Raw genomic sequence first — 25,948 nt, forward strand, 5'->3', positions numbered from 1 at the left:
AAGCGAGCGATTTGACGGGGGAGACGTCTCATCATGTCTGAAGCCAGGACCGACACCGCCCGGACGAGGCCGCAGCCTGCGACCGCGGGCCGGGGCGAAGCCGGAGGCTCCGGAAAGCACCGAGGGAGTGCGGCGCCCACCGAGGCGTCGGAGGCCGAGACCAACGGCCGCCACCGCCGCGCGGCGGAGCAACGCACCGGTGCTGCCTGACCGATCACGCGTACGCGCACAGGGAAGGGACCGTCCCCTCGGGGGCCGGTCCCTTCCCTGTGCGCCGGTAGCAGCGGCCCGTCAGCCGCTGTGCTTGAGTCCCAGGACCTCCGAGGCCGCGAAGGTCTCGTTCGGCGGCCGGTCCGCGTAGTACGGGGAGAGCACCTCGTCCAGCTCCTCGTACGAGAACACGGTCTTCGCGGTGTCGAACTTCGCGGCCACCCTGGGCCGTTCCACGACGGCGACCATCCCGCCGTGCACCACGAGCAGTTGCCCGTTGACCTGGGCCGCGGCCGGGGACGCGAGGTAGCCGACGAGCGGGGAGACGTGCTCGGGGGCCAGCGGATCCAGCTCGCCCGCGCCCGGCTCCTGGAATCCGGCGAAGACGTCCTCGGTCATCCGGGTCCTGGCGCGCGGGCAGATCGCGTTGGCGGTCACCCCGTACTTGCCGAGGGCCAGCGCCGTCGACGTGGTCAGCCCGACGACACCGCCCTTGGCCGCCGCGTAGTTCGGCTGGCCCGCCGAGCCTGCCAGGTACGCCTCCGAGGAGGTGTTGACGATCCGGCCGTAGACCGGTCCGCCCGCGGCCTTGGAACGCTCCCGCCAGTGGACGGAGGCGAAGTGGGTGGTGTTGAAGTGGCCCTTGAGGTGGACCCGGATCACCGAGTCCCACTCGCTCTCGCTCATCGAGAACACCATGCGGTCCCGCAGGATGCCCGCGTTGTTGACCAGGATGTCGAGCTTCCCGTAGGTGTCGACCGCCAACTGCACCAGGGCGCGGGCCTGTTCGTGGTCCGCGACGTCGCCGAGGTGGGCGACCGCCTGCCCGCCCGCCGCGCGGATCTCGGCGGCCACCTCCTCGGCGGGCGCGGCGGACGCCTCGCCGGAACCGTCACGGCCCGGCTGGCCGAAGTCGTTGACGACGACACTCGCGCCGAGCCGGGCGAGTTCCAGCGCCTCGGCACGGCCGAGGCCGCGGCCGGCCCCGGTGACGATCGCGGACAGGCCATCGAGTGGCAAAGACATGGACCAGCTCTCCTTACAGGTCTCCGGAGCCACAGGTCTCCGGTTACGGCGTCTCCGTTACGGCGTCTCCGTTACAGCGCTACCGGCTCTGAGGACCGGCGCGGCTCGGAGCTCACGGATCCCTCGGATCTCACAGACCCCTCAGGCCTCCCAGATCCCTCAGATCCCTCAGATCTCGATGCAGGTACGCAGCGCCTCGCCCGTACGCATCTGCACCAGCGCGTCGTTGATCCCGGCGAGCGGCACCCGGTGCGTGATCAGCCCTTCGAGGTCGATGCGTCCGGCCCGCCAGAGCGAGATGGCCCGCTCGTAGGAGCGGACGACGTCCCCGCCGCCGTACATGGAGGGCAGGATCCGCTTCTCGTCGAAGAACAGCTCGAACATGTTGAGCTGGAGGAAGTCGTCCATGGCGCCCGCGCCGACCACGCACAGGGTGCCGCCGCGCCGGGTCGTCTCGTACGCCGTCCGGGCCGTGGCCGACTTGCCGACGACCTCGAAGACGTAGTCGAAGCCCTCCCCCGCCGTGATGCGCTGCTTGGCGTCGGTCAGCGCGTCCGGGGCGATGGCCTCCGTCGCGCCGAACTTCAGCGCGGCCTCCCGGCGAGAGGCGACCGGGTCGACGGCGATGATCTGGGAGGCGCCCCTGAGCCGCGCGCCCTGGATCGCGGAGATTCCGACGCCGCCGCAGCCGATGACCGCGACCGACGAACCGGCCTGCACGTCGGCGGTGTTGATGGCGGCGCCGAGTCCGGTCGTGACGCCGCAGCCGATGAGCGCGGCGATCTCGAACGGCACGTCGTCGGGGATGGGCACCGCGCACCCCGCGCCCACGACGACCTCCTCGGTGAAGGTGCCGGTCCCGGCGAATCCGAAGACATCGCCGCCGGGGCGCTTGAAGTTGGGGGTGCCCGCGTTCATGAACCCGGCGAGGCACAGCTCGGTCTGGCCGCGCTTGCAGGCCGGGCAGATCCCGCAGGCGGGCAGCCAGCAGAGCACCACCCGGTCGCCCTGGCTGAGACCCGTGACCCCGTCGCCGACGTCCAGGATCTCGCCCGCGCCCTCGTGGCCGGGGACGAACGGCGCGGGCTGCGGAAGCACCCCGTTCATCGCGGAGACGTCCGAGTGGCAGAGCCCGGTGGCCCGGACCCTGATCTTGACCTTGCCGGGGCCGAAGCCCACCGCCTCGACGTCGTCGTGGACCTCGAGCTTCTCCTGGCCTATCTCGTGCAGTACGGCTGCGCGCATGGTGCGGCTCCTCACATACGGCTACTTCTGGTGGGTCAGTGGTGTGTGACGACGGTGCCGGTCAGTGGTGTGTGACGACGGTGTCGGCGAGGACCGGCGCGTCGTCCCGTTCGACGGCCGAGACGGCCACCTGGACACGGCCCGGCGACTCCCACATCCGGAGCCGGAGGGTCTCGCCGGGGAAGACGACACCGGCGAAGCGGGTGGCGTACGAGTCGACCCGGGCGACATCGCCGCCGAGCACGGTGTCGACGACGGCCTTGAGCGTCATTCCGTACGAGCAGAGCCCGTGCAGGATCGGCCGGTCGAACCCGGCGAGCTTGGCGAACTCCGGGTCGGCGTGCAGCGGGTTCCAGTCGCCGGAGAGCCGGTAGAGCAGGGCCTGGTCCGGGCGGATCGGGCGCTCCTCGGTGCGGTCGGGCGCCCGGTCGGGGAGTTCGAGCCGGGCCGAGGGGCCGCGTTCGCCGCCGAACCCGCCCTCGCCCCGTACGAAGATCTGGGAGTCGCTGGTCCACAACGGGCCCTCGGCGTCACTCACTTCGGAGCGCAGCACGATGACGGCGGCCTTCCCCTTGTCGTACACCGCCTGGACGCGGGACGCGGAGACGGCCGTGCCCTCGACGGGGATCGGCCGGTGCAGGACGACGGTCTGCCCACCGTGCAGGACGGCGGCGAGGTCCACCTCGATCCCGGGTGCGGTGAGGCCGCCCGCCAGGGCCGTGCCCGCGCCGGCGACCGTGGCGAAGCTGGGCAGGACGTGCAGCCTGGACTCCAGGGTGTAGCGCAGCTCGTCGGCGTCGGTGGCGGGCAGACCGGCGCCAACCCCGAGGTGGTAGAGCTGGACGTCCTTGTGGCCCCAGGTGATCTCGCTGGAGCGGGGTTCGGCGGCAACGGCCTCTGCGGCATCAATGGGCATGGGGCGAGGGCTCCTTGACGAGGGAAAGACCTCGGTGCGACCGTCCGCACCGTCAGGCGCACCGAGGTCGTACGGGACCGGCCTCCGGCGCCCTTTGTAGAACGCGTTCTAGGCCGATGACCCCATGTATAACGCACCCCTCAGCACTTGTGAAGACTCCTGACGCCACGTCAGATCTCTGTCGGACCTCCGGTCGGCCGTGACATTTGTACCGGCCGGGTCCGTACATGCGCATCTGCCGCGCGGCCCGGCCCGCTCCGTAGCGTGGGAGTCATGACGCAGACAGCAGACACCGGCCCCGCGGTGAGCTTCACCGGCGCGGTCAAGACCTTCGGCGCGGTACGGGCCGTGGACGGCGCCGATCTGGAGATCCACCGCGGGGAGACCGTCGCGCTCCTGGGGCGCAACGGGGCCGGGAAGTCCACCACGATCGGACTGCTGCTCGGGCTCGACCAGCCCGACAGCGGGCAGGTGCGGCTCTTCGGCCGGACGCCCGAACAGGCGGTACGGGCCGGACTGGTGGGGGCGATGCTGCAGACCGGGCAGCCGATCCCCCGGGTGACGGTGCGGGAACTGGTCGCCTTCGTCGCCAGTACGTATCCGCGCCCCCTCCCGGTGTCCGAGGCGCTGGACATGGCGGGCCTCGCCGAGTTCGCGGGCCGCCGGGTCGACAAGCTCTCCGGCGGCCAGACACAACGCGTCCGGTTCGCCGTGGCGCTCGCCGGGAACCCGGAGCTGATCGTCCTCGACGAGCCGACCGCCGCGCTCGACGTGGAGGCCAGGCGGGCGTTCTGGGACTCCATGCGGGCGTACGCGCGGCGCGGGAACACCGTGCTCTTCTCCACGCACTACCTGGAGGAGGCCGACGACAACGCCGACCGCATCGTGGTCATCGACCGGGGCCGGATCGTCGCGGACGGCAGCGCCGAGCTGATCAAGCGCTCGGCGGGCGGCAGCCTGGTCTCCTTCGACCTGGCGGGCCGGGGAACGGAAGGGCTTCCGCTGCTGCCCGGCGTCACCGCCGTGGAGATCCGCGGGGACCGGGCGTCGCTGCGTACGGACGACTCCGACGCCACCGTCGTCGCCCTCGCGGAGCTGGGCGCGATCCGCGGACTCGCGGTCGCCCCGGCCACCCTGGAGGACGCCTTCCTCCGCCTCACCTCGCACGAACCCGCCTCGCACGAACTCGCCCACGTACCCGGCGAACCGACGAACGAGAGCGGGCACGGAACCGCGCCCCGACCCCAGAAGGCGGACGTCTGATGCTGGAGTACATCAAGCTCGAAGTGCGGCGCACCCTGCGCGACACCGGATTCGTCGTCTTCGGCGTCGGGATGCCGGTGATGATGTATCTGCTGTTCACCAACATCGGCCCCACCGACTCGGCGTCGGCCGCCTGGCGGGTCACCTCGATGGTCGGTATGGCCGCGTACGGAGCGCTGGGCGCCGCGCTCGGCGTCGGTACCGGCGTCGCCTCGGACAAGTCCCTGGGCTGGCTGCGGCAGTTGCGGGTGACTCCGCTGCCGCCCTCCCAGGTGGTGCTGGGCCGGGCGATCGCGGGTTCGGCGACCGTACTGCCGGGCATTCTGGCGGTGCTGCTGTCCGGGGTACTGGTCAACGGCGTACGGATGGACGCCTGGCAGTGGGTGGTGCTCGCCCTGCTGCTCTGGATCGGCGCGCTGCCCTTCACGCTGCTGGGCATCGGCAACGGCTACCGGCTGACCGCCCAGACGACGGGCGTGGTGAACGTGGCCTGTCTGATGGGGCTCGCGATCGTCGGCGGCCTGTGGTTCCCCGTCGACGCCTTCCCCGGCTGGCTGCGCTCGGTCGCCCGGTACACACCGACCAACCGGTTCGCCGAGTTGGGCTGGTCCACCACCCACGGCAGCGCGCCCGGTCCCGGTACGGTCGCGGTGCTGGCGGCCTGGCTCCTGGTGTTCGGCACGTACGCGGTGATCTCGTACCGTCGGTCCGCGAGGACCGTGTGACTGGAGAGGCGATGGGCGAGAAGCTGAACGGGCCGCGTGGGCCACGTCGACCGCACGGGCTGCGCGAGGGGTGGAAGCGGCACAAGGAGCGGCTGAAGGAGGCCGAGGAGCAGAAACGTCCCGGCCCGCCGAACGCCTTCGCCCTGCTGCCGTGGCTGCTGCTCGGCCTGGGCAGCTTCTCCAACCTGATCGGCGGCGACGCCCCCAACCCGTGGATCGGCGGGGCCGGGCTGCTGGCCTTCAACTCCCTCTACGTCTCGGTGGCGTTCCGCGCCTTCGACCCGGAGAAGCGGAAGAGCCACGTCACGCTGTACCTGCTGGGTCTGATGGCGGCCATCACCTACGGCCTGGCCCTCGGCTACGGGGACAACTGGCTGCTGTTCTTCCCGCTGCTCTCGCTGGCCATCGGCACCACCCTGCGCGACCGGCAACTCGGGCTGGCACTGGTGGTGGTCGCGGGCTCCGCGGGTTACATCTCGGGGCAGGAGGGGCACAGCCCCTGGGACCCCTGGACGCTCGGCTACGGCACGTTCATCTCCGGCGCGGTGACCGCCGCGGTCCTGACGCTCTCCGAGACGGTCATGGAACTCCGCTCCACCCGGCAGGAGTTGGCCCGTTCGGCGGTGGAGCAGGAGCGGCTGCGTTTCTCCCGCGATCTGCACGACCTGCTCGGCCACACGCTCTCCGTGATCGTCGTGAAGTCGGAGGCCGCCCGCCGGATCGCCCCGCGCGACATGGAGGCGGCGCTCGGTCAGATCTCCGACATCGAGACCGTCGGCAGACAGGCCCTCACCGAGATCCGCGAGGCGGTCACCGGGTATCGCGACGCGAGCCTGGCCAGCGAACTCGACCGGGCCCGTTCGGCGCTCACCGCGGCCGGGATCGAGCCCGTCGTACGGCAGTCGGGCCCGCCGCTGGCGCCGGAGAACGCCGCGCTGCTCGGCTGGGTCGTCCGGGAGTCCGTCACCAACGCCGTACGGCACAGCGGTGCCACCCGCTGCCAGATCACCGTGGACGGCGGAGCACCCGAACGCGTCCGCCTGGTGATCAAGGACAACGGTCGCGGCGTAGGCTCTACGCCACCCGGCAGCGGGCTGAAGGGTCTGACCGAACGCCTCGCGGCGGCCGGCGGATCCCTGGAGGCGGGCCCCGGCCAGCGGTCCGGTTTCCGGCTGGTGGCCGAACTCCCGGCCGACGCGGCGCCGGACCGGGAAGAACCGGCCGGGTGAGCCGGTGGAAGTGGAACAGGGAGAGCAGCGAATGATCCGAGTCCTCCTCGCCGAAGACCAGGGAATGATGCGGGGTGCGCTCGCCCTGCTCCTCGGACTTGAGGAGGACATCGAGGTGGTCGCCCAGGTGGCCACCGGTGACCAGATCGTGCCGGAGGTCCTTGCCTCGTCCCCCGATGTGGCGCTCCTGGACATCGAACTGCCGGGCCGCAGCGGGCTGGACGCCGCCGCCGACCTGCGTACGGAGGCCCCCGGCTGCCGGGTGCTGATCCTCACCACCTTCGGCCGGCCCGGCTATCTGCGCCGTGCGATGGAGGCGGGGGCCGCGGGATTCCTGGTCAAGGACGGGCCGGTGGAGGAGCTGGCCGCCGCGATCCGCCGGGTGCTGGCCGGGGAGACGGTCATCGACCCGGCCCTGGCCGCGGCGGCGCTCAGCGCGGGACCCAGTCCGCTGACCGCCCGCGAGTGCGAGGTGCTGAACGCCTCGGTGGACGGGGCGACCGTCTCGGACATCGCGGGCAAGCTGCACCTCTCGGAGTCGACGGTCCGCAACTACCTCTCGTCGGCCATCGGCAAGACGGGGACCCGTAACCGCATGGAGGCGGTGCGGTCGGCCCGGCAGCGGGGCTGGCTGTAGCCGGAAAGCCTTCCCGGCTACAGCCCAGTTAGCCCAACAGCCCAGGGTGTCCAACAGCCCTGGGGGCCCGGCGGCCCCCGCGGTCAGTCGTCGGACGGGCTCGCTGCCGCCGGGCTCGGTGCGGCCGGGTCCCGTCGCTCGTCGGCCGGGCCCGACGCCGCCGGGCGCCGGAGGATCGGGCCCGAGGCCCGCGGCATCCACAGCAGCATCAGCACCACCGCCCCCAGCAGGATGAACCCGCCCCACCGGAACGCCAGCCCGTACCCCGCGGTCAGTGCCTCGGCCCCGGTGCCGCCCCGGCTGCCGGACGCGGCGACCGTGGAGAGTACGGAGAGGCCGAGCGCACCACCCAGCGTGCGGGCGGTGTTGACCAGCCCGGAGACCAGACCCGCGTCGCCGGGTGCCGCGCCGGAGGTGGCGAGCGAGGCGAGCGGTGTCATGGCCAGTCCGGCGCCGAGCATCATCAGCATGCCGGGCAGCATGATCGAGACGACGTACGTCCCGTGCGCGGTCATCGTCGACTGCCAGCCGAACCCGACGGCGGTGATCAGCGTGCCGACGACCGCCACGTGCTTGGCCCCGACGCGCGCCATCACCCGCGGCGCGAGCTTGGAGCCCGCGACGACGCTCAGCGAACTGGGGATGAGCGCCAGCCCGGCGACGAACGGCGAGTAGTGGAGCACGTTCTGGGCGTAGAGCGTCATGAAGTACCACATGCCGAAACTGCCCGCACCGCAGATGAACATCGCCGCGTTGGCCGCGGCCACCGAACGCACCTTGAACAGTTTCAGCGGCATCAGCGGCACCCGGGTGCGCGCCTCGACGGTCAGGAACAGCCCGATCAGCACCACTCCGGCGAGCAGCGGCACCAGCGTCGCGGCGGCGGTCCAGCCCTCGGCCTCGGTCTGCACGATGCCGTACGCGAGTACGGCCGTGCCCGCCGTCACCAGCACCGCCCCGGGCAGGTCGAGCCGCCGGGCGCCACCGGCGCGGCTCTCGCTGATCCAGCGGGCCGCACCGACCAGGACGAGCGCGCCGACCGGCACGTTGATCAGCAGGACCCAGCGCCAGGACAGCGCGTCGGTCAGCGCGCCGCCGACGAGTCCGCCCGCGGCGCCACCGCCCGCGCCGACAGCCGTCCAGGTGGCGATGGCCCGTGCGCGGGCCGCGCCCTCGGGTACGGCCGAGGTGAGGATCGTGAGCGTCGACGGTGCCAGTACCGCGGCGCCGAGCCCCTGCACGGCCCGCGCGGCGAGCAACTGCCAGCCCTCCTGGGCGAGTCCGCCCGCGAGCGAGGCGAGGGTGAAGAGCCCGAGCCCGACGAGGAACATCCGCTTGCGCCCGAAGAGGTCCCCGGCCCGGCCGCCCAGCAGCATGAATCCGGCGAAGGCGATGGCGTACGCGTTGACGACCCACTGCAGCCCGGTGGAACTGAGTCCGAGGCTGCTGCGCATGGAGGGCAGGGCGACGTTGACGACGGACACGTCGAGCACGACGAGGAACTGACCGGCACAGGCGGCGAGGATCACCAGCCAGGTAGATGGCCGGGTGCGGGAAGACCGGGGGCGGGGGGCGGATATGTGGCCGTCCGAGGAGGTTCGCGACATGAATGCCATGTTCGCAGCCGACCGGTGGCCCGTGCATCCGCATATCAGCGCAAGCGCTCTGGTCCATCCGGCCTAGTACCTTCTTCCGCGCAGCCGCCCCCGTCCCGTCACGCACCGGACGACCCGCCGGTCACTGCCCGCTGCGGGCGTCGGCCAGGCCCTGCCACCGCTCCGCGATGTCCGCGGTGGGTGCGGGGAGCTCGAACTGGTCGAGGATCCGCATCACGATGTGGTCCACGATGTCGCTGATCCCGCGCGGGATGTCGTAGAAGGCGGGCATCGGCGGAACGATGCGGGCCCCCATCCGGGAGAGGGCGAGCATGTTCTCCAGATGGATCTCGCTCAGCGGTGTCTCCCGGGGCACGAGGACCAGCGGGCGGCGCTCCTTGAGCGTGACATCGGCCGCGCGGGAGATGAGGTTGTCGGCGAAGCCGTGCCGTACCGCCGCGAGGGTCTTCATGCTGCACGGGACGATGACCATGCCGGCGACCGGATAGGAGCCGGAGGAGATCGTGGCCCCCATCTCGCCGAACTTATGTGTCACATCGGCGAGTTCGGCGAACTGCCTGCTGGTGCGGGAGGTCTCCACCTCGATGGTGGAGCGGGCCCAGGTGCTCAGGACGAGATGGGTCTCCACCTCCGGCACCTCCCGAAGGACCTCCAGCAGCCGGAGAGCGATCGGGGCCCCGGTGGCGCCGGTGACTCCGACAACGAGCCTGATGGGTACGTGGGTGGGGGTGGGAGTGGGGAGGGTCACAGCGTGCTCCTGGTGCGGGCATCGGGCGGAGGGGGTGGGACGGACCGGCCGGGGAGGGGAACCGGACCGGCCGGACCACCCTGCGGATAGGGGACGGACGGACCGGCCGGACCGGCCGGGGAGGGGAGAGCCACTGCGGCCTCCCCTCCCCTGTGGCGCGGGCCTACAGCGGCAGGACGCCCGCCCAGCGCCTGCGCAGGTCCTCGCGGGTCGCGTCGTCGACGCGGTTGGCCGCCGGGTACTGGTCCTTCCACGCGAACGGCTTGGTCGCGTCGATCAGCACGATGCCCATCCCCAGGTCACCGGCGGCGCGCTTGTCGGGCGACAGTCGCGGGTCGATGGCCGTGGTGGGCGCCCGCAGCACCTGGAGGGACTCGGACGGGTCGACGCGGGTGAACATCGCCCACAGGACGTGGTTGATGTCGGTGATGTCGATGTCCTCGTCGACCACCACGAAGTACCGCTCCATCCCGCCGGTCCGCTTGCGCCCCGCCGCCGCGAGCAGCGCGTGCATCGCGTCGCCCGCGCCGGTCTGCTCGATGGAGACGACCATCATGAGCTGCCGGGCGTAGGCCCACACGCCCTTGATGTTCTGCACTCCGGAGGCTTCCAGGTGGTCCCAGGTCACCGAGGCCGAGTACAACGGGACGGCCTGGTCACCGGCCGGGACGGTCGGGAGCATGGGCGGGGCGCCCAGGATGATCGGGTCGTCGCGGTGCATGATCCGGGTGACCCGGACCACGGTCTCCTGGCCCGAGTGGGTGTAGTAGCCGGTCCACTCCCCGAACGGGCCTTCCAGGACGGACTCCTCCTCGACCGGCGGCATCTCCCCCTCGATGACGATCTCCGCGTACGCCGGGACCGGGAGGTCGCTGCCCGGCGCGTACAGCACCTCGACGCCTACCCCGCGGAGCCCGCCCGCCAGGTCGTACTCCGACATCCCGGACGGCGCGGCGATGGCCGCCGCCGTCGAGAGGATCGGGTCCTGGCCGACCACCACGGCGATCGGGCAGGCCCGGCCGCGCTGCCAGTACTTCTCGGCGATGGCCTTGGCGTGCCGGTTGCCGAGCATCCAGAGCGAGAGCCGGTCCGGGCCCTGGACACAGGCCCGGTACGTACCGACGTTGACCCAGCCGCTGTCGGGGTCGCGGGTGATGACCATGCAGGCGGTGCCGATGTAGCGCCCGCCGTCCCCGTCGTGCCACTGCGGCGCGGGGAAGACCCCGAGGTCCACGTCGTCGCTGACCAGGACGTTCTCCAGGACCGGACCGGTGGCGACCTCCACCGGCGGGACCGGTTCGAGCCGCTTGCTCAGGTCCTTCCAGGCCCGCACGATGTCCAGCTTCCCGGTGGTGGGCGGAAGCCCCAGGGCCACCGCGGTGCGGGCCGCCGTCCCCATGAAGTTGGTGAACACCCGGTGCCCCGCCGGGAAGCCGGGGATGTTGTCGAACATCAGGGCGGGGCCTTCCTTCTCCGCCATCAGTTCGGTGATGCCGCCGATGTCCAGATCCCGGTCCGCGCCGTCGATCCGGAGGACCTCGTCCTTCCCCAGGGTCTCGGTCATGTGGTCGATGTAGTGCCGGAGATCGCGGAATGCGCTCATGTGCCGTCGGGAGCCGGGCGGTGTACCCGGGTGCTCCCGTCCTCCTCTTCCACCGCGAGGATCCGGACCGGCCCCGGCCGGGGGCAACGAGTCGGGAAGCGAATGCCGGTTTTTACGCGAGATAGAGTCAGGATGCATGGAATCCATCGATCTGCAGCTCATTCACGCACTCAGAATCGACGGACGCGCACCGCTGCGCCGGATCGCCTCGGTACTGGAGGTCTCCGACCAACTGGTCGCCCGCCGCTACGCCCGGCTCCGCGAGACGGCCGGGCTCCGGGTGGTGGGGCGGCTCAACCCCCGGCCCGTCGGGCAGACGGTGTGGGCGCTGCGCCTCCAGTGCGTCCCCAGCGCCTCGCTCGGTCTGGCCCGTGCGCTGGCCGAGCGGGACGACACCCGGTGGGTCCAGCTCGCCTCCGGCGGGACCGAGATCATCTGTCACCTCGCGGTGCACGGCGACCGGGACCGGGACGCGCTGCTGATGGACCGGATCCCGGCGAGCCGCCGGGTCACCTCGATCACGGCGCACCGCATGCTGAGGCTGTTCAAGGGCGGCCCGACCACCTGGGACGGCCCCACCTCCGCACTGAGCCGGCAGCAGCGGGACGCCCTCGCCCCCGCGTACCCGGCTCCCGAAGCCCAGGCGCCTCCGGTGGAGCTCACGGATCTGGACCAGATCCTGCTCACCGCGCTGACCCGGGACGGCCGTACGCCGCACGCCCAGCTGGCCGCCGAGGCCGGCTGCCACGAGTCGACGGTGCGCCGCCGCATCGCCCAACTGCGCACGGCCGGGGCGCTCTTCTTCGACCTGGACATCGACGAGAGCGCGCTGGGCAGCCCGGCGGCCACCGCGATGTGGATGGCGGTACGCCCGGCGCAGCTCGCCGCCGCGGGCGCCGCGCTGGCCGGTCACCCCGAGGTGGCGTACGCGGCGGCCACCACCGGGCGGACCAACCTGCTCGTCAACGTCCTCTGCCCGGACGACGAGCACCTCTACGCGTACCTCTCCGACCGCATCGGGGCGCTTCCGGGCGTCGACACGGTCGAGACCGCCCCGGTGATCCGCACCCTCAAACGGGCGGGCGCGGTGGCCCGCAACCGGGGCCGGTCGGAGGGCAGTCGGAGCGAACGGCCGGGCAAGCGGCCAGGGGAACGGCCCGGTGGACAACCGTAGAGCGTTACCGGCGGATCACGGCCGGGGCCCTCGGACCTGTCCGGTCACCCCCGCCGCAGCATCGTCACCACGGCCGCCCCGCCCAGCCCGATGTTGTGCGCGAGGCCCACCCGCGCCCCGGAGACCTGCCGGGCGCCCGCCTCCCCGCGCAGCTGCCACACCAGCTCCGCGGCCTGTGCGAGGCCGGTCGCGCCCAGCGGGTGGCCCTTGGAGATCAGACCGCCCGAGGGGTTGACCACCCACCGGCCGCCGTACGTCGTCGCCCCGCTCTCCACGAGCTTGCCGGACTCGCCGTCCGGGCACATCCCCAGCGCCTCGTACGTCAGCAGCTCGTTGACCGAGAAGCAGTCGTGCAGTTCGACGACGTCCACGTCCTCGATGCCGAGCCCGGACCGCTCGTACACCTGGCGCGCCGCCGCCCGCGACATCGGCCTGCCCACCGCGTCGATGCACGACCCGGAGGCGAAGCTCTCCTCGGTGTCGGTCGTCATCGCCTGGCCCGCGATCTCCACCGCCTTGTCGTGCAGCCCGTGTTCGACGACGAACCGCTCCGACACGACGACGGCCGCGGCCGACCCGTCCGAGGTCGGCGAGCACTGGAGTTTGGTGAGCGGCCGGTGGATGGTCTTGGCGGCGAGTATCTCGTCGACCGTGTAGACGTCCTGGAACTGGGCGCGCGGGTTCTCCGCCGAGTGCCGGTGGTTCTTGGCGCCGACGGCGGCGAGCTGGGCCGCCGTGGTCCCGTACCGCTCCATGTGCTCCCGGGCCGCGTTGCCGAAGATCTGCGCGGTCGGCGGGGACATCTCGAAGCCGTGCCCGGCGGCCATGATCCCGTAGTGCCGGGCCACGGGCGAGGTCTTGAAGTCGCCCCCGTCGGAACCGCCGCCCAGCGCCCCCTTCTTCATCTTCTCGAAGCCGAGGGCGAGCACGCAGTCGCTGACACCGCCCTCGACGAACTGCCGCGCCATCATGAGGGCGGTGGACCCGGTGGCGCAGTTGTTGTTGACGTTGTAGACGGGCACCCCGGTCAGCCCGAGTTCGTACGCGGCCCGCTGCCCGGCGGTGGACGCCTGGAAGCAGTAGCCGACGGGGACCTGCTCCACCTGCCCGTAGTCGACACCCGCGTCGGCGAGCGCCTGGGTGCCCGCTTCCTTCGCCATGTCCCAGTACTGCCAGTCACGACTCTCCGGCTTCTCGAACTTGGTCATCCCGACGCCGACGATGTACGCCTTCATGGTTCCGCCTCCCGGTCCGCTGCCACCATCCAGTTAACTGACGGATCGTCAGATACTTCGATACTGGCAGCGGGAGGCGGCCAGGGGAAGGGCGTAGGGGTGCGCACTGCGAAACCCCGGACCGGTGCGTCGATGTCCCCAGAGTCAGGCTCCCTCGTCCGCCTCCCCCTCTCCCGGGCCCGGGAGGCGCTGCCCGCGCGAGTCGGCCACTCGGAGCGCGTCCGCCAGGGCCCCGGACAACCGGCAGGCCAGCCAACGGTATTCGGTGGCCGACAGAGCAGCCACTCCGGGAGCCGCGGCTTCTCGGGCGTACTCCACCAGCTCCTGGCCCATGCCGAGCTGCACCGTCTCGATGCTGTCGGCGAGGGTAGAGAGGTAGCCCCGGCCATCGGTGCTCAGGTAGCAGGGCTTCCCCTCCGGGCTGGTCCACGGCAATAAGCGGGGACCTCCCCACCCGACGCTGCGTCGTGCAACTCCCTGCGCCGCATGCGGTCGGAATCGCTCATGGGCTGGCTCACTGGGCCTTTTCCAACCTCACGCCGAAGCGTGGTGAAGGACAAGAACGGCCTGGACGATCGCGGTGATGCGGGTGGTGCTACAGCGGAGTTTCCGCAGAAGGCGCCAGCCCTTCAGAGTTGCCATGGCCTGCTCGCCGAGGCAGCGGATCTTGGCGTGCGTGCTGTTGTGCCGACGCTGCCACCGCTTGAGGCGACGACCTCGGAACGGGACGCGGATGGGGTGGCCGGCTCCCTGGTACGCCTTGTCCGCCCAGCACTTCAGCTCGGTCGCGGCGAGCGCGTCGATGATCCCGTGCGTCCGTGCGGCGGTCAGGTCGTGGACGGACCCGGGCAGGGCGGGGGACGCCCACAACAGCCGGCCGAACGGATCGGTGAGGACCTGAACGTTCATGCCGTGACGCTTGTGTTTCCCGGAGTAGTACGGGGTGTCGGCGGCGATCCGGTCGATCGGCAGGAGGGTGCCGTCCAGGATCACGAACGCCTTGGTCCGGATGGTCTTCATCGCCTCGGTCAGGGTCGGGGCGAGGGCGGCCAGGACGTCGATGACCTCGCGTATGTAGCGATATACCGTCGCGATGCCGATGCGGAACCCGGCAGCCAGCTGGGCATAGGTATCACCGCACCGCAGGTGAGCCAGAGCGAGCAGGGCCTGTCGTCCTGCGGGCAGACGCCGCCAGCGCGTCCCGATCTCCCCTCGCCGGGCATGCAGCCGAGCACTCAGGTACCGCAAGGTGCGGCTGGACAGACCAATCGACGACGGGTAGACAAGCACGCGAAGCTCCTGGCGGGACACGGTGGATCTTGGTCGTGACACCTCCTACCAGGAGCTTCATCGCGTTGCAGAGCCAACCAACTGACGGACAGCGCCGACAGGTTGGAATCAGCTCATGGTTGTGTCGGTTCACCGGGCCGGGACGGCCAGGTCGATCCCCCAGGCTTCTTGCACGAGGTCGTGACCGCTTTGGGTGACGTTCAGGCCTCGCCCGGAGCGGTGCCTTACCACCCATCCGGCTTCAAGGAACTGTCTGCCGACTGCGGCACCCAGGGACCCGGCCAGGTGCGCGCGGCGTTCTGTCCAGTCCAGGCACCCGCGGGTGGTGGGGCGGCGGGCGTGGATCGCGCCGTCGACGTCCACCCCGACCCCGCGCAGTCCGTCAGCGCCGGCGCCGGTGAGGGAGAGCGACTCGCCGTCGGCCAGCCATCCCTGGCGGGTCCAGGCGTCCGTCAGCGCGATGCCGAGCTGCCCGGCGAGGTGGTCGTAGCAGAACCGTGCTGCAGCCAAGTTCTGCATCTCGCGGCTGCGTCGGTACCCCGAGACAGGTGTCGGCTCGGCGAGGACGCCGAGGGCCTCCAGGGCGGTGGCGACGCGCGGGCCGGCGAGCGCGTAGTAGCGGTGCCGCCCGCGCGACTCGCACGTCACCAGACCGGCGCCGACGAGGACGGCCAGGTGCTCGGAGGCCGTCGACGCGCTCACCCCCGCCCCCTGGGCCAGTTCCCCCGCCGGTCGGCTGGTGCCGTCCATCAACAGGTTCAGGAACGCCGAGCGCGCGGGTGCGGCGAGCGCTCTGCCCACGCTCGTGAAGTCACGGTCTCTGGTCATGGAGGAGAGGATACGACGACGCTTCGGCCGGTGCCGAAGCGTTCCATGCCTACGGTTTGGTCATGAGCACACACGCCTACCATGCCCGTCTGCACTGGGACGGTTCCACCGGCGCCGGGGTCCGCGGCTACTCGCGCGACCACACCGCTGTCGCCGCGCCCGCCACCACACAGGTGGACCTGAGCGCCGACCCGGCCTTCCGCGGCAACCCCGACCGGTTCAACCCCGAACAACTCGTGGTCATGGCCGCCTCCTCCTGCCAGATGCTGTCCTTCCTGGGCGCCGCCGCCCGCGCCCGGGTGGACGTCCTCGCCTACGACGACGAGGCCACCAGCCACCTCGACCTCACCACCGAACCCGGCCGCCTGGCCGCGATCCACCTGCATGCGACCGTCAGGGTTGCCGCCGGGACCGACGAGACCAGGGTCCAAGAACTCGCCGTGCAAGCCCACCACGACTGCTACATCGCCAACAGCCTGGCCGTCCCCGTCCAGGTCACCACCACCGTGGTGACCCCGTGAACGCCCGCCTGCAGGACATCGAGGTCCACTTGCCGAACCGGTCCGGAGCGCTGGCCGACCTCGGCCAGGCGCTCGGCAGCTGCGGGGTGAGCCTGGAAGGCGGCGGCGTCTTCACTCACAACGGGCACGCCGTCGCGCACTACCTCGTCGACGACGGCCCCGCCGCCCTGGCCGCCGTCAACGCCGCAGAGCTGGGCACCGCCGTCGTACGCGATGTCGCCATGACCAGGCTGGACCAGGACAAGCCCGGACAACTCGGCGCGCTCGCCCGCATGCTCGGCGACGCTGGCGTCAACGTCCTCGTCCAGTACAGCGACCACGCCGGCAACCTCGTCCTGCTTGTCTCAGACGAGCACACCACCGCGTGCCGCGACACGATCGAACGCTGGGAGCAGGGCTGACCCGGCATCCCGCTGGACACCTCCCGCCGCCGCGCACCCGGCCGTCCACGCCCCGGGCAAACCGCGCTACACCGTCGAGCAGACCTGCGCCCGGCCCCACCCGTTCAAGCGCCTCACCGCCGGACAAGGGCAGCATCCAGGCAGCCGAGATGGCCGCATCCGCGATGTCGATCACTTGTCGAAGGTCAGTCCGGTGCCCGCCAGGCAGCCGTTGATCACCTCGGGGCGGTACTGGAGCATCTTGAGCTTGCGTTTCACCGCGCGGGTGACCTGGCTGAGGTCGGCGGCGGCCAGGTTGCCGATGTCGCGTTTGACCAGGGACCAGATGCCCTCCTGAGGGTTGAGGTCCGGCGCATATGCCGGTAGCTGGAAGACTGTGAGCATGCGGTGTTGGCCTCGAAGAACTCCCGCAGCGGCGCGACCAGGTGCATGCGCAGGTTGTCCCACACCAGGACGATCGGGCCGCCGAGCTGGGTGTGGGCGCGGATGACCAGGTCGCGGTAGTCCTTCCACCCGAAGCCCTTCGGTTCGTCCTTGCGGCCCCGGTACTCGCGGATCGCGTAGATCAGATGGGACCGCTCGCCGGGCTTGTAGCAGGTCATGCCCGCCATGGAGACGCGGCCCGATCCCCGTCCGCGCACCCGGACGACCGGTATCTGGGCCGTGAAGGCCAACGGCACCGTCCGCTTCTACGCAGGAAGCCGAACCACCGCCGGAGCCGGCGCCGAAATTATCGCACCCGCTTCCTACTGGAAGACCCGCATCACGATCGGATAGCGGCAGCACAGCAGCCGCGTGGACGGCCCCACCACAACGGTGCCGTTGGTTCAGCCATCTCAGCCCACTTCGCCCCGCCGGACACGGCGGGGCGAAGTGGGCTTGCCCGGCCTCACGGATCGCGCGGCAGCCCGAGCAACCGCTCCGCGACCACGTTGAGCTGTACCTGCGTGGTCCCGCCCGCGATGGTCAGGCACCGTGACATCAGGAAGCCGTGGACGGCCCGCTCCGCCGGTCCTTCGCCCACCGCGCCCGCCGGTCCCAGCAGTTCCAGGGCGAGTTCGGCGACCTTCTGCTGGTGCGGGGTCTGCACCAGCTTCCGTACGGAGGCGCCCGCGCCGGGTTCCAGGCCGGAGACCTGTTGCAGGGTGGTCCGCAGGCCGATGCAGGCCAGGGCGTGGGCCTCGGCGGCGAGCAGGCCGATGCGGGCGACGGTCGCGCCGTCCAGCGTGGCGGACCGGGCGATCAGTGCTTCGACCCCCGTACTGAAGGTCAACTGGTCGGCCATGTGCACGCGTTCGTTGCCGAGCGTGTTGCGGGCCACCTTCCACCCGTCGTCCACCTCGCCGACCACCGCGTCGTCGGGCAGCAGGACGTCGTCGAAGTACACCTCGTTGAAGAGCGCGTCCCCGGTGATCTCCCTGAGCGGCCGGATGTCGATCCCGGAGGCCCGCTTCATGTCGACCAGGAAGTAGGTGAGCCCCTGGTGCTTGGGCGCCTCCGGGTTCGTACGGGCGAGCAGGATCCCGTAGTCGGCCCACTGCGCCGCCGACGTCCAGACCTTCTGGCCGTTGATCCGCCAGCCGCCGCCCTCCACCCGCTCCGCGCGGGTCCGCAGCGAGGCCAGGTCCGACCCGGCGCCGGGCTCCGAGAAGAGCTGGCACCAGAGCAGGTCGCCGCGCAGGGTCGGGGCGAGGTAGCGCTCCTGCTGTTCCGGGGTCCCGTGGGCGAGCAGCGAGGGCACCACCCAGGTGGCGATGCCGAGGTCGCTCAGCTTGACCCCGGCGGCCTTCAACTCCTGCTGTACGGCGAGCTGTTGCACGGGTCCGGCACCCAGTCCGTACGGCTCGGCCAGGTGCGGCGCCGCGTAGCCGGTGGGTGCGAGGGCACGGCGGGCGGCGGCCGGGTCGAGGCCGCGGGCGCTCTCGACGGCCGTGCGGGCCTGTTCGCGGTACGGCTCGGCCTCGGCCGGGAGTTCCAGCCGCAGTTCGCGGCGCGCGCCGGCCGCCGCCAGCCGGACGGCCCGCGCCCGGTGCGTGTCCCCGGCGCCCAGCAACTGCCGTGCCACCAGGGCCCGTCGGAGGTGGATGTGGGCATCGTGCTCCCAGGTGAAGCCGATTCCGCCGAGGATCTGGATGCAGTCCTTGGCGCAGCTGTACGCGGCGTCCAGCGCGGCCCCGGCGGCCAGCGCGGCGACGAGGCCGCGCACCTCGGGGCGGTCGTCGGCGGCGCGGGCCGCGTCCCAGGTGAGCGCCCTCGCCTGTTCGACGCGCAGCAGCATGTCGGCGCAGAGGTGCTTGACCGCCTGGAACTGCCCGATGGGGCGGCCGAACTGCTCGCGCACCTTGGCGTGTTCGGTGGCGGTGTGCAGCGCCCAGGCCGCCGTGCCGCAGGCTTCGGCGGCGAACAGTACGGCCGCCAGGTCCGTCACCAGGGTGTCGTCGAGCGCCAGCATCCGGTCGGCGGGTACGGCGTCGCGCACCCGCACCCCGGCGGTCGGCCGGGTCGGGTCCACGCTCTGCCGGGCGCGTACGTCCAGCGCGGCGGCGTCCACCGCCGCCCACCCGCCGCCGTACCGCAGCACGACCAGATCGGCCTCCGCGCCGCCGAGCACGGGGTCGCCCTCCGCGCCGGGCGCCACCGCGCCGGTCCACCGGCCGTCCGCGAGCGGCGCGGCGAGGTCGGGGCGGCCCGCCCGGTGCAGTACGGCGGAGGCCAGCACGGTGGGCAGATACGGGCCGGGCAGCGCCGCCCGGCCCGCCTCCTCCAGGACGACGGCCAGGTCCGGCAGCCCGCCGCCCCCACCTCCGTACTCCTCGGGCAGATGCGCCCCGAGGAGGCCCTGCCCGGCGAGAGCGTCCCAGTAGGCGGGGCGCCCCGGGGTGCCGGGTGGCGCGTCGAGCAGTTTGCGTACCTCTTCGGCCGGTGCCTCGCGGGCCAGCAGGCCCCGTACCGCGTCGGCCAACTCCCGTTGTTCCTGCGTGATTCCGATGCCCATGCGCAGGCAGACTAGAACACGTTCCAATCTGACGGAAGGTCAGATACGAGTCGAATACCGAGGCCGCGGCGGGTGATACAGATCACGCCGTACTTATATGGCGTTTACCGGAATACCCGGACCCCTCCGGAAGCTTTCATGATGCACCCACTTACACCTCCGGAGGCTTCGCGAATGGCACAGGCCGGACATTCCGCCCATAGCACTCAACTCAGTTCGAGCACGGGGAATTCCATCCCCGGGATCACCACCGAGGAAGCGCGCACCCCCCGTGGCCGGGGCGGCATCGTCCCCGTCCTCGCCTTCGCGGGCATCGTCGTCGCGGTCATGCAGACGCTGCTCGTCCCGGTCATCAAGGACCTGCCGACCCTGCTCGGCACGGCCCCGTCGAACGCCACCTGGGTCCTGACGGCCACGCTCCTCGCGGGCGCGATATCCACCCCGATCATGGGCAGACTCGGCGACCTCAACGGCAAGCGGCGGATGCTGCTCGCCAGCCTTGCCGTCATGGTCGTCGGCTCGCTGATCTGCGGATTCACCGACAACTTGCTGATCATGATCGTCGGCCGTGCGCTCCAGGGCTTCGCGATGGGAGCCATCCCGCTCGGCATCGGCATCATGCGCGACGAACTGCCCCGCGAGAAGCTCGGCTCGGCCATGGCACTGATGAGCTCGTCCATCGGCGTCGGCGGCGGGCTCGCCCTGCCCGCCGCTTCCCTGGTGGCCCAGCACGCCGACTGGCACGCCCTGTTCTTCGGCGCCGCCGGTCTCGGTGTCGTCTCGATGCTGCTCACCGTGCTCTTCGTACCGGAGTCCGAGACCCGCGCCGAGGGCAGCTTCGACCTCCTCGGCGCACTCGGCCTCTCCGCCGGTCTGGTCTGCCTGCTGCTGCCGATCACCAAGGGCTCCGACTGGGGCTGGACCTCCGGCACCACCCTCGGGCTCTTCGCCGGAGCGCTCGCCATCCTGCTGCTGTGGGGTGTGATGGAGCTGCGGATGGCCGCCCCGCTGGTCGATCTGCGCACCACCGCCCGCCGCGAGGTACTGCTCACCAACCTGACTTCGATCATGGTCGGTGTCGCGTTCTACGCGATCTCGCTGGTCCTGCCGCAGCTGCTCCAGCTGCCGAAGTCCACCGGTTACGGCCTGGGCCAGTCGATGGTCGTCGCGGGTCTGTGCGTGGCTCCGCTCGGCATCACCATGATGTTCACCGCGCCGCTCTACGCCAGGATCGCCGCGAAGTACGGCCCCAAGGTCTCGCTGATGATCGGCATGCTGATCATCGCGATCGGTTACGGGGCGGGGCTCGCCCTGATGAGCGCGCCGTGGCAGACCATCATCGTCTCGGTCGTCGTCGGCGCGGGCATCGGTCTCGCGTACTCCTCGCTCCCGGCCCTGATCATCGGCGCCGTGGACCCGTCCGAGACGGGCGCGGCCAACGGCCTGAACACGCTGATGCGGTCGATCGGCACCTCGGTGTCGAGCGCGGTGATCGGCATGGTGCTCGCGCACACCTCGGTGGCCATGGGCCCGGTCTCGGTACCGAGCATGAACGGCTTCCGTACCTCGTTCATGATCGCCACCGGTGCGGTGCTCATCGGTCTGGTGCTCGCGGTGTTCCTGCCCTCGCGCAAGCGGACGGCCACGCTGTCCCGGCCGGTCGCCGCCGGCGACGAGACCGCCGCACCGGCCACCGCCACGGGCCTCACCGGCTCCACCGACTTCACCGGTTTCCGCGGCTTCCGCGGCCGGGTCCTGGACGCCGAAGGCGCTCCGGTTCCGCGTGCCACGGTCACCCTGATCGACCACCGCGGGCGGCAGGCGGGCATCACGGTCGCGGACACGGCGGGCGACTTCGCGCTGGCCGCGCGGTCGGCGGGCACGTACATCCTGGCCGTCACCGCGGCGGGTCTTCCGCCGCTGGCCACCCCGGTCTCGTACACGAGCGTGGACGAACTGGTGGCGGTGGACCTCCGACTGGGGGCCACGGTCCCGGCGGGCGTGACGCACTGACAGCGTGATCCGTACGGGACGCGTGATCCGTAGGCGCGAGGTGTGATCGGTACGCGTGAGGTGTGACCGGTACGCGTGAGGTGTGATCCGTAGGCGACGGGGAGGGGTTCCCGCGTAGAGCCGGAATCCCCGCCCCACTACCATGGGCCGACCCGACCCGCCGCCCCCTCCAGGAGGACCCCATGGCCGCCCCCACGCCAGAGACCCTGGCCGCGTTCGAGGCCGCCAAGGGATTCATGCCGGTACGCGAAGGTCTCGCCCTGTACGAGGCAGCCGCCGAGGCCGCCTCGCTGGGCCTGCCTCTCCTGGAGGTCGGCACCTACTGCGGACGTTCCACCCTGCTCCTCGCCGACGCGGCCCGCGCCGGAGCGGTGACCGCGATCACCGTCGACCACCACCGCGGCAGCGAGGAGCAGCAGCCCGGCTGGGAGTACCACGACCCGACGGTCGTCGATCCCGAGGTCGGGGTGATGGACACGCTCCCGACCTTCCGCCGCACCCTGCACCGGGCCGGACTCGAAGACCACGTGATCGCGATCGTCGGCCGCTCCCCGCAGGTCTCGAGCGCCTGGGGCGGCCCGCTCGGTCTGGTCTTCATAGACGGCGGCCACACCGACGCCCATGCGAGCGGCGACTACGAGGGCTGGGCCCCGCACCTCGCGGACGGTGGCCTGCTGCTCATCCACGACGTGTTCCCCGACCCGGCCGACGGCGGCCAGGCTCCGTACCGCGTGTACCTCAGGGCCCTCGCGTCCGGAGCGTTCACCGAGGTCTCGGCGACCGACTCCCTGCGGGTGCTGCGCCGCACGGGTACGGGGATCTGAGCATCCGGACAGGCCCGACGGACAGGCCGGATAGGCTCGCGCCGTGCTGTACGACGATGACGACCTCCAGTCCTCGGCCCCGCGCCGCCTCCATAGATCTCCCTGGGTGATCGCGGGCACCGCACTCGTGGCCTGTCTGGCCGGATGGCTGGTGTGGCACACCACGAACGGCCCCGGGGACGAAGCTGCGGCGAAGGTCGTGCCGCAGCCGAGCCGTTCGTCGGCGGAGGCCACGCACGCACCGAGTGCCTCCCCCGGCCGGACGGCCGGAAGCACCCCGAAAGCACCGAAGCCCACGCACTCCGGCTCCGGCTCCGGCTCCGGCTCCGGCTCCGGCTCCGGCTCCGATGACGACAAGCCCGCGGGCAGCGGACCGCTCGCCGGCAAGGTCGTCGTGATCGACCCCGGACACAACCCGAACAACTACCAGCACTCGGCCGAGATCAACCGCCGGGTGAACATCGGTAACGGCACCACGGAATGCGACACCACGGGCACCTCGACCAACGGCGGTTACGCCGAAGCCAAGTTCACCCTCGATGTCTCGCACCGGCTGCGCGCCCTGCTCGAAGAACAGGGCGCACGGGTCACGTTCACGCAGGACGGCGACCGCGCGTTCGGCCCCTGCGTGACGGAGCGCGCCGACATCGGCAACAAGGCGCATGCCGACGCCGCCGTCTCCGTGCATGCCGACGGCTCGGCGGTCGGCAACCGCGGCTTCCACGTGATCCTCCCGGCGCTGGTGCAGTCCGGTACCGCGCACACCAAGGGGATCGTCGCCCCGTCCCGTGACCTCGGCACCCGTATCGCGGGGAACTTCGTGCGCGACACCGGAAGCGCGCCCTCCAACTACATCGGTGGCGGTACCGGGTTGGACACCCGAGGCGATCTCGGCGGACTCAATCTGTCAACCGTGCCCAAAGTGTTCATCGAATGCGGCAATATGCGTGACCCGAAGGATGCCACTCTGCTCACGAACGGAAGTTGGCGCCAGAAGGCCGCGCAGGGGATCGCGGACGGCATCAGCAGCTTTCTCCACGCGGAGTGACGAGACCCGCCACACGACCCGCCGGAACAGACGATAGATTCACTCCTACGATGGGGAGCCACCCCCGAGCTCCGCGCCGCCCCGACGAGCCCACCTACGAAGGATTTTTACGTGAACATCCGCTCCCTCAGTCGAGGCGACGGCGTGGTGATCGGAGCAGCGGTGGTGCTGTTCATCGCCTCGTTCCTCGACCTCACCTCGTACGGCCGCCAGTGCAGTGGCACTTACTGCGCCAACCTCAGCAACCCCAGCGCCTGGGATTCGCTCGGGGTACTGATGAGCATCTACCTGGCCGGAGTCATCGGGGCGGTGCTGATCATCGTGGCGCGCGCGCTGCCGCAGCCCCGTAAGGTCGCCGGGCTGGAGATGGGCCAGTTCGGCGTCGCGTTCAGCATCTTCGCCGCGTGGACGAGCTTCTGGGGCCTGGTCGACTCGTCGAGCCGCGGGGCGGGCCTGGTCCTCGGGTTCATCGCCTCCCTGGTGCTCGCAGCCGCCGCGGTCGCCACTCCGCTCCTCCCGGCGCTCAAGTCCCCGCTGATGAGCACTCCGCATCCGCCGGTCGCGCCGTCGCCGTACGGCGCGCAGGCCGGTGTGCCCGGTCAGGGCTACGGCTACCCGGGCGGCCCGCAGGCCCAGCCGTACGGTGTCCAGCCGCAGCCGGGGCAGCCGCAGCCGGGGCAGCCGCAGCCGGGGCAGCCGCAGTCGTTCGGCGGCCAGCCGGGTCAGCCCGGTCAGCCGCAGGCGTCGCAGCCGCCGGCCACCCAGCAGGCCCAGGCGCAGCCCGCTTCGGGCGGTGCCACCCCGGCCGGGGACTTCGCACCGTTCTGGTTCGCGGTTCCGGTCGCCCGCCCGCTGTACGCGGAGGACGGTTCGCCGACGCCCATCGCCGAACTGGCGCCGGGCACCTGGTACCTCGCGGTCGAGCAGCGCGGTTCCGGTCTGATCGCGCAGACGCAGGACGGCCGTCGTGGCGTCCTGCAGGACACGACGGGCATCCAGCGCGGCTGATCCCGCTCCGTCGTCCCACGGCCCCCCGCCCCCTTCCGGGCGGGGGGCCGTTGCCTTTACAGTCGCCTGACACATTGACCTGACGCTCCGTCAGAATCGTGACAGCCGGGAGGACTTCACCATGCGCCTAGGGCTCACTCTCGGCTACTGGGGCCGCGGCCCCACCCCCGGACATCTCGAACTGGCCCAGGAGGCCGAGCGGTTGGGCTACGACTCGGTCTGGACGGCCGAGGCCTGGGGCTCTGACGCCTTCACCCCGCTGACCTGGATCGCGGCGCACACCTCCCGTATCCGGCTGGGCACGGCCATCGCGCAGATGGCGGCCCGTACCCCGACCGCGACGGCGATGCAGGCCCTCACCCTGGACCACCTCTCCGGCGGCCGGATGATGCTCGGCCTGGGCCTGTCCGGCCCCCAGGTGGTGGAGGGCTGGTACGGCCGCCCCTTCCCCCGGAGTCCGCTCACGGCCACCCGGGAGTACGTCGACGTCATCCGCCAGGTCCTCAGGCGCGAAGGCCCCGTCGAGCTGGACGGCCGCTTCCACGCGCATCCGTACCGGGGCGAGGACGGCACGGGCATCGGCAAACCGCTCAAGCCGATCACCCACCCGCTGCGGGCCGATCTCCCGGTACTGCTGGGCGCCGAGGGCCCCAAGAACATCGCCCAGACCACCCGCATCGCGGACGGCTGGCTCCCCCTGTACTGGTCCCCGACCCGCACCGACGTCTACGAGGCGTCCCTCGCCGGGCTCCCCGAGAACTTCATGATCGCGCCGATGGCCCGCGCCCAGGTCTGCGACGACGTGGCGCAGGGGCTGCTGCCGGTGAAGGCGATGCTCGGCTTCTACATCGGGGGCATGGGCCACGCGGCGCGCAACTTCCACGCGGACCTGATGGCGAGGATGGGCTACGAGGCCGAGGCCCACCGCATCCAGGAGCTGTTCCTGGCCGGACGTAAGGAGGAGGCGGTGCTGGCGGTGCCGGACGCCTTCGCGGACGAGATCTCACTGGTGGGACCGCGCGGGCGGATCGCGGAACGGCTGGAGCTGTGGCGGGCGGGCGCGGTGACCGACCTGCTGGTGACGGCCCCTGATCCGCAGACACTGCGGGTGCTGGCCGAGCTGAACGCGTAGGCCGCACGGTGCGCCGGGAATCATGTCACCGGCGCACCGGCAGCCGTACGGACACCGGGGCTCGGCCGGTCAGTCGGTGTCCTTCCGCCACACCTTCACGGCGGTCTTCGGATTGCTCGCGGAATTCGAGGTGTGGGCGACCAGGCAGCGGTACTGCTTGCCCAGATAGGCCGCGCGGTCGTTCACCGCGTACTGCCGGTTGACTTTCCACGCCGAGAATCCCGCTGCCATGTGATGTTGCCCTTCGATCAGGTCGGCTCG

General features: G+C 71.3%; 26 protein-coding genes and 1 pseudogene. 14 read left to right on the forward strand and 13 right to left on the reverse strand.

Annotation, left to right across the window (positions count from 1 at the left end; all coding sequences use genetic code 11):
- Positions 1-33 precede the first annotated feature (33 nt).
- Entirely contained in the window at positions 34-210 is a 177-nt protein-coding gene (locus tag OG709_RS09510) for a hypothetical protein (protein ID WP_250304342.1), read from the forward strand.
- An 81-nt stretch (positions 211-291) separates the two neighbouring features.
- Here OG709_RS09510 and OG709_RS09515 read toward each other — a convergent pair whose 3' ends face one another.
- From OG709_RS09515 to OG709_RS09525, 3 genes are all read right to left on the reverse strand, one after another.
- The gene (locus OG709_RS09515) at positions 292-1,236 is read right to left on the reverse strand and encodes a 3-oxoacyl-ACP reductase (RefSeq protein ID WP_250304341.1); all 945 of its coding nucleotides are present in this window, start codon (positions 1,234-1,236) and stop codon (positions 292-294) included.
- 168 nt (positions 1,237-1,404) lie between these two features.
- Positions 1,405-2,481 carry a Zn-dependent alcohol dehydrogenase gene (locus OG709_RS09520; RefSeq protein WP_250304339.1) on the reverse strand — a complete coding sequence of 359 codons (1,077 nt, stop codon included), beginning with the start codon at positions 2,479-2,481 and terminating at the stop codon, positions 1,405-1,407.
- 61 nt (positions 2,482-2,542) lie between these two features.
- Positions 2,543-3,397 carry a MaoC/PaaZ C-terminal domain-containing protein gene (locus OG709_RS09525; RefSeq protein ID WP_329165593.1) on the reverse strand — a complete coding sequence of 285 codons (855 nt, stop codon included), beginning with the start codon at positions 3,395-3,397 and terminating at the stop codon, positions 2,543-2,545.
- Positions 3,398-3,670: 273 nt separating this feature from the next.
- On the opposite strand from OG709_RS09525, the gene OG709_RS09530 reads away from it, so the two are divergent.
- From OG709_RS09530 to OG709_RS09545, 4 genes are read left to right on the forward strand one after another with little or no spacing between them, the layout of a single operon-like run.
- The gene (locus tag OG709_RS09530; RefSeq protein WP_266643404.1) at positions 3,671-4,660 is read left to right on the forward strand and encodes an ABC transporter ATP-binding protein; all 990 of its coding nucleotides are present in this window, start codon (positions 3,671-3,673) and stop codon (positions 4,658-4,660) included.
- Positions 4,660-5,385 carry an ABC transporter permease gene (locus OG709_RS09535; RefSeq protein ID WP_266643403.1) on the forward strand — a complete coding sequence of 242 codons (726 nt, stop codon included), beginning with the start codon at positions 4,660-4,662 and terminating at the stop codon, positions 5,383-5,385. The genes OG709_RS09530 and OG709_RS09535 overlap by 1 nt, the downstream gene beginning before the upstream one ends.
- An 11-nt stretch (positions 5,386-5,396) precedes the next feature.
- Entirely contained in the window at positions 5,397-6,614 is a 1,218-nt protein-coding gene (locus OG709_RS09540; RefSeq protein ID WP_250304331.1) for a sensor histidine kinase, read from the forward strand.
- Between the two features lie 31 nt (positions 6,615-6,645).
- The gene (locus tag OG709_RS09545) at positions 6,646-7,251 is read left to right on the forward strand and encodes a response regulator transcription factor (protein WP_250304330.1); all 606 of its coding nucleotides are present in this window, start codon (positions 6,646-6,648) and stop codon (positions 7,249-7,251) included.
- An 83-nt stretch (positions 7,252-7,334) separates the two neighbouring features.
- Here OG709_RS09545 and OG709_RS09550 read toward each other — a convergent pair whose 3' ends face one another.
- The 3 genes from OG709_RS09550 to OG709_RS09560 all read right to left on the reverse strand — a co-directional run bounded on the left by OG709_RS09550 (position 7,335) and on the right by OG709_RS09560 (position 11,218).
- Entirely contained in the window at positions 7,335-8,858 is a 1,524-nt protein-coding gene (locus OG709_RS09550) for an MFS transporter (protein WP_250304329.1), read from the reverse strand.
- A 130-nt stretch (positions 8,859-8,988) separates the two neighbouring features.
- Complete coding sequence (locus OG709_RS09555) at positions 8,989-9,579, reverse strand: UbiX family flavin prenyltransferase (RefSeq protein WP_250304623.1); 591 nt, start codon at positions 9,577-9,579, stop codon at positions 8,989-8,991.
- 199 nt (positions 9,580-9,778) lie between these two features.
- Positions 9,779-11,218, reverse strand: coding sequence for a UbiD family decarboxylase (locus OG709_RS09560; protein ID WP_329165597.1), 1,440 nt, complete (start codon positions 11,216-11,218; stop codon positions 9,779-9,781).
- 136 nt (positions 11,219-11,354) lie between these two features.
- Here OG709_RS09560 and OG709_RS09565 point away from each other — a divergent pair, with 136 nt between their 5' ends.
- Complete coding sequence (locus OG709_RS09565; protein WP_329165599.1) at positions 11,355-12,392, forward strand: Lrp/AsnC family transcriptional regulator; 1,038 nt, start codon at positions 11,355-11,357, stop codon at positions 12,390-12,392.
- A 44-nt stretch (positions 12,393-12,436) separates the two neighbouring features.
- Here OG709_RS09565 and OG709_RS09570 read toward each other — a convergent pair whose 3' ends face one another.
- From OG709_RS09570 to OG709_RS09585, 4 genes are all read right to left on the reverse strand, one after another.
- A complete protein-coding gene (locus OG709_RS09570) occupies positions 12,437-13,627 on the reverse strand; it encodes a lipid-transfer protein (RefSeq protein WP_250304323.1) in 1,191 nt (396 codons plus the stop codon).
- Positions 13,628-13,771: 144 nt separating this feature from the next.
- A complete protein-coding gene (locus tag OG709_RS09575) occupies positions 13,772-14,062 on the reverse strand; it encodes a hypothetical protein (RefSeq protein WP_329165603.1) in 291 nt (96 codons plus the stop codon).
- Between the two features lie 99 nt (positions 14,063-14,161).
- Positions 14,162-14,917 carry a transposase family protein gene (locus tag OG709_RS09580; RefSeq protein ID WP_329165604.1) on the reverse strand — a complete coding sequence of 252 codons (756 nt, stop codon included), beginning with the start codon at positions 14,915-14,917 and terminating at the stop codon, positions 14,162-14,164.
- Between the two features lie 129 nt (positions 14,918-15,046).
- Positions 15,047-15,745, reverse strand: a complete 699-nt coding sequence (locus OG709_RS09585; protein ID WP_326694980.1) for an ArsR/SmtB family transcription factor — start codon at positions 15,743-15,745, stop codon at positions 15,047-15,049.
- A gap of 62 nt (positions 15,746-15,807) precedes the next feature.
- Between OG709_RS09585 and OG709_RS09590 the strand changes: the two genes are divergently transcribed.
- Together OG709_RS09590 and OG709_RS09595 are read left to right on the forward strand one after the other, a co-directional pair.
- The gene (locus OG709_RS09590; protein ID WP_326694979.1) at positions 15,808-16,266 is read left to right on the forward strand and encodes an OsmC family protein; all 459 of its coding nucleotides are present in this window, start codon (positions 15,808-15,810) and stop codon (positions 16,264-16,266) included.
- A complete protein-coding gene (locus OG709_RS09595; protein WP_326694978.1) occupies positions 16,263-16,667 on the forward strand; it encodes a hypothetical protein in 405 nt (134 codons plus the stop codon). The genes OG709_RS09590 and OG709_RS09595 overlap by 4 nt, the downstream gene beginning before the upstream one ends.
- A 171-nt stretch (positions 16,668-16,838) precedes the next feature.
- On the opposite strand, the pseudogene OG709_RS36045 reads toward OG709_RS09595, so the two are convergent.
- Positions 16,839-17,326, reverse strand: a pseudogene (locus OG709_RS36045) (transposase); the annotation flags it as partial.
- On the opposite strand from OG709_RS36045, the gene OG709_RS09605 reads away from it, so the two are divergent.
- Positions 17,268-17,444 (forward strand): hypothetical protein, encoded by a 177-nt coding sequence (locus OG709_RS09605; RefSeq protein ID WP_326694976.1) that lies wholly within the window; start codon positions 17,268-17,270, stop codon positions 17,442-17,444. The pseudogene OG709_RS36045 and the gene OG709_RS09605 overlap by 59 nt on opposite strands.
- 112 nt (positions 17,445-17,556) lie before the next feature.
- On the opposite strand, the gene OG709_RS09610 is transcribed toward OG709_RS09605, so the two are convergent.
- The gene (locus OG709_RS09610) at positions 17,557-19,662 is read right to left on the reverse strand and encodes an acyl-CoA dehydrogenase (protein ID WP_329165611.1); all 2,106 of its coding nucleotides are present in this window, start codon (positions 19,660-19,662) and stop codon (positions 17,557-17,559) included.
- Between the two features lie 174 nt (positions 19,663-19,836).
- On the opposite strand from OG709_RS09610, the gene OG709_RS09615 reads away from it, so the two are divergent.
- The 5 genes from OG709_RS09615 to OG709_RS09635 all read left to right on the forward strand — a co-directional run bounded on the left by OG709_RS09615 (position 19,837) and on the right by OG709_RS09635 (position 25,687).
- Entirely contained in the window at positions 19,837-21,675 is a 1,839-nt protein-coding gene (locus tag OG709_RS09615) for an MFS transporter (protein ID WP_266643397.1), read from the forward strand.
- Between the two features lie 182 nt (positions 21,676-21,857).
- Positions 21,858-22,499: a class I SAM-dependent methyltransferase gene (locus tag OG709_RS09620; protein ID WP_266643396.1), complete on the forward strand. Its 642-nt coding sequence runs from the start codon at positions 21,858-21,860 to the stop codon at positions 22,497-22,499.
- 43 nt (positions 22,500-22,542) lie between these two features.
- Positions 22,543-23,547 (forward strand): N-acetylmuramoyl-L-alanine amidase, encoded by a 1,005-nt coding sequence (locus OG709_RS09625; RefSeq protein WP_329165614.1) that lies wholly within the window; start codon positions 22,543-22,545, stop codon positions 23,545-23,547.
- Positions 23,548-23,658: 111 nt separating this feature from the next.
- Positions 23,659-24,555 carry a hypothetical protein gene (locus tag OG709_RS09630; protein WP_329165617.1) on the forward strand — a complete coding sequence of 299 codons (897 nt, stop codon included), beginning with the start codon at positions 23,659-23,661 and terminating at the stop codon, positions 24,553-24,555.
- 121 nt (positions 24,556-24,676) lie between these two features.
- Complete coding sequence (locus tag OG709_RS09635) at positions 24,677-25,687, forward strand: LLM class F420-dependent oxidoreductase (protein ID WP_250304309.1); 1,011 nt, start codon at positions 24,677-24,679, stop codon at positions 25,685-25,687.
- Between the two features lie 69 nt (positions 25,688-25,756).
- On the opposite strand, the gene OG709_RS09640 is transcribed toward OG709_RS09635, so the two are convergent.
- The gene (locus OG709_RS09640) at positions 25,757-25,918 is read right to left on the reverse strand and encodes a carbohydrate-binding protein (RefSeq protein ID WP_266643391.1); all 162 of its coding nucleotides are present in this window, start codon (positions 25,916-25,918) and stop codon (positions 25,757-25,759) included.
- Between the last annotated feature and the right edge of the window lie 30 nt (positions 25,919-25,948).

It is taken from the genome of Streptomyces sp. NBC_01267, assembly GCF_036241575.1.
In the GTDB taxonomy this organism is placed as follows: Bacteria; Actinomycetota; Actinomycetes; order Streptomycetales; family Streptomycetaceae; genus Streptomyces.